The sequence below is a fragment of the Betaproteobacteria bacterium genome, assembly GCA_016791345.1.
In the GTDB taxonomy this organism is placed as follows: domain Bacteria; phylum Pseudomonadota; class Gammaproteobacteria; order Burkholderiales; family JAEUMW01; genus JAEUMW01.
Genome location: JAEUMW010000065.1, coordinates 1 through 2,682, shown reverse-complemented (window position 1 = coordinate 2,682; position 2,682 = coordinate 1). Strand labels below are relative to the sequence as shown.

The following is a 2,682-nucleotide window of genomic DNA, read 5'->3' as shown; positions in this document are numbered from 1 at the left end:
TTCGTCTCGCGCGGCGACGAGTCGGGGACGCACCAGATGGAGAAGGGCTACTGGAAGGATGCCGGCGCGCAACCGGAAGGCGCGGCCTATGTGTCGGCGGGGCAGGGCATGGGGCAGGTGCTGACCATGGCGGGCGAACTGCAGGGTTACACGCTGACCGACCGCGCGACCTTCGCTGCCTATCGCGACAAGATCGGACTCGAGATCCTGGTGGAAGGCGACCCCCGGATGTTCAATCCCTATGGCGTGATCGTGGTGAACCCGCAGAAGTGCCCCGGCGTGAACAACAAGGGCGCCGTGGCGCTGCTGGAGTGGCTGGTCTCGCCGGAAGGACAGCAGGCCATCGCGGCGTTCAGGGTGAACGGTCAGCAGATGTTCTTCCCCGACGCACGTCCGGCGCTCAAGCCGGCTGCCTGAGGGGCGATCGAGCCGGGCGCAGGCGGTGGATCTCATCGAGCCGACGCGGCAGGCGTTCGTCCTGCTCTTCACGGGCGATCGCACCCTGTGGCGGATCATCTGGACCTCGCTCTATTGCTCGACGGTGGCGATCGCGCTGATCGCCCCGCCGGCAGTCGCGCTCGGCTTTCTGATGGCGAAGGTGCGCTTTCCCGGCCGGCGCGCGCTGGTCGTCGCGGTGCAGGGGCTGCTCTCCTTCCCGACCGTGGTGGTCGGCCTCACGCTCTACATGCTGCTGTCGCGCCAGGGTCCGCTCGGCTTCCTCAAGCTGCTCTTCACGCCCGAGGCGATGATCATCGGGTACATGGCGATCGCGTTTCCGGTGCTCGTCGTGTTCACGCTCGCCGCGGTGCAGGGTGCAGACCCGCGCGTGTACGAGACCGCGCGCAGCCTCGGCGCGCACCGATTCGTGGCCGCCTGGACCACCTTGCGCGAGGTGCGCTTTGGCGTGATGGCGTCGATCTTCAACGGCTTCGGCCGTGTGGTGTCGGAGGTCGGGTGCTCCGTCATGGTGGGCGGCAACATCGCCGGGCTCACACGCAACATCCCGACGGCCATCGCGCTCGAGACGAGCAAGGGCGAGTTCGCCCAGGGCATCGCGCTGGGGTTCGTCCTCATTGCGCTCGCGCTCGGCATCAACGCGCTGCTCTCCTTCCTGCAGGGGGAGGGCGGGATGACATGACGGGGAGGGAGCGTCCGTGACGACCCATTTCGTCCGGATCGACGGTGTCGCCAGGCGATTCGGCAGCCGCACGGTGCTGCGCGGCGTGGCCGCGCGCTTCCTTTCCGGCGAAAGCTACGTGCTCACCGGCGACAACGGCTCGGGCAAGTCGACGCTGATGCGCATCCTCGCCGGCCTCGACGCGGCAGACGCCGGCACTTTGGAGATCGACGGACGGGCGGCGGACCTGCGGCGGTTCCCGGAAGCCCTGCGCGGCGACATCGTTTACGTCCACCAGCATCCCTATCTGTTCGATACCAGCATCGCCGAGAACATCGGCTTCGGACTGAAGGCACGGCACGTCGCGGCCGGTGAGCGCCAGCGGATCGTGGCCGATGCGCTGGAATGGGCAGGTCTCGGTCACGTCGCGAAAGTACGCCCCGGCAAGCTCTCCGGCGGGGAGAAGCAGCGAGTCGCCATGGCGCGCGCCAAGGTGCTGCATCCGCGCCTCTTCCTGCTCGACGAGCCGACCGCCAATCTGGACCGCGAGGGCCGCCACCGCGTGCTCGACCTGATCCACGACCTCGGTCAGGGCGAGAACTGCGTGGTGGTCGCGTGTCACGACCAGGAAATCATCGACCTGCCCTACATGCATCAGTTGAGGCTCGAAGCCGGCCACCTCCACGCCGTGCCACGCGCGGGGGCGCGACCAGTCTCCGCCGCCTGCCAGGTCCCCTGACCGCAACCTCCCGAACGCCGGACTGTCACAGGCTCACTACCGAGTTCGCGCACGGCGGCTTGCGGAACCGGCGCTTCCTGGCCATGGCAGCGGGATGCTTGAGACGGTATCATCGCCGCCAGTCTTTCAGGGAGCCGGCGCAAGGTCGCACAGGAGAAACGCGCGGCGATGAAGGTATTCGGCTTTGCAGGCTTTTCCGGCAGCGGCAAGACGACGCTGATCGAGGCACTCCTTCCGCGCTTCGTCATGGAGGGGCTGCGCGTTTCGCTCGTCAAGCACGCTCACCACGAGTTCGACATCGATCGCCCCGGCAAGGATTCCTATCGGCACCGCGAGGCGGGAGCGACCGAGGTCATGCTCGCTTCCGCCAAGCGCTGGGTGCTCATGCACGAACTGCGCAACGCGGCCGAACCGGAGTTGCCGGAACTGCTCGCGCGGTTTGCGCCCTGCGACCTCGTGCTCGTCGAAGGCTTCAAGCGGCAGCCGATTCCGAAGCTCGAGATCCATCGCGCGGCTGCAGCGCGTCCGCTGCTCTTCCGCCATGACGAACACGTCATCGCGATCGCGACCGACGAACCCATCGACACGCTGCTGCCGCAGTTCGATCTCGAAGACTACGATGCGATCGCCGAATTCATCCTCGCGCATCTCGATCTGCTGCGCGCGGCGCCGCGACTGCGTCGGGTGACCTGATGGGGACCATGGACGAGAGAACGGCCGCCGTTGCCACGGTTCTCGTGACCGTGCTCTATTTCGCCCGGCTGCGGCAAGCGCTCGGCCTCGCGATCGAGCGTATCGAACTGCCCGCCGGCGCCAGCGTGAGCGG

General features: G+C 67.4%; 4 protein-coding genes. All 4 read left to right on the top strand.

Going from position 1 to position 2,682, the window contains the following annotated elements:
• Positions 1 to 417 (top strand): substrate-binding domain-containing protein (locus JNK68_02550; protein ID MBL8539231.1); only part of this gene is annotated, 417 nt, incomplete at its 5' end.
• Between the two features lie 25 nt (positions 418 to 442).
• On the top strand, positions 443 to 1,138 hold the full coding sequence (locus JNK68_02545) for an ABC transporter permease (GenBank protein MBL8539230.1): 696 nt from the start codon (positions 443 to 445) through the stop codon (positions 1,136 to 1,138).
• 16 nt (positions 1,139 to 1,154) lie between these two features.
• A complete protein-coding gene (locus JNK68_02540; GenBank protein ID MBL8539229.1) occupies positions 1,155 to 1,856 on the top strand; it encodes an ATP-binding cassette domain-containing protein in 702 nt (233 codons plus the stop codon).
• A 168-nt stretch (positions 1,857 to 2,024) separates the two neighbouring features.
• Positions 2,025 to 2,549: a molybdopterin-guanine dinucleotide biosynthesis protein B gene (mobB, locus tag JNK68_02535; GenBank protein MBL8539228.1), complete on the top strand. Its 525-nt coding sequence runs from the start codon at positions 2,025 to 2,027 to the stop codon at positions 2,547 to 2,549.
• The last annotated feature ends 133 nt before the right edge of the window (positions 2,550 to 2,682 follow it).

Excerpts from the sequence above, each read along its gene's own strand:
- mobB (MBL8539228.1), top strand. The coding sequence starts at position 2,025 with ATGAAGGTATTCGGCTTTGCAGGCTTTTCCGGCAGCGGCAAGACGACG.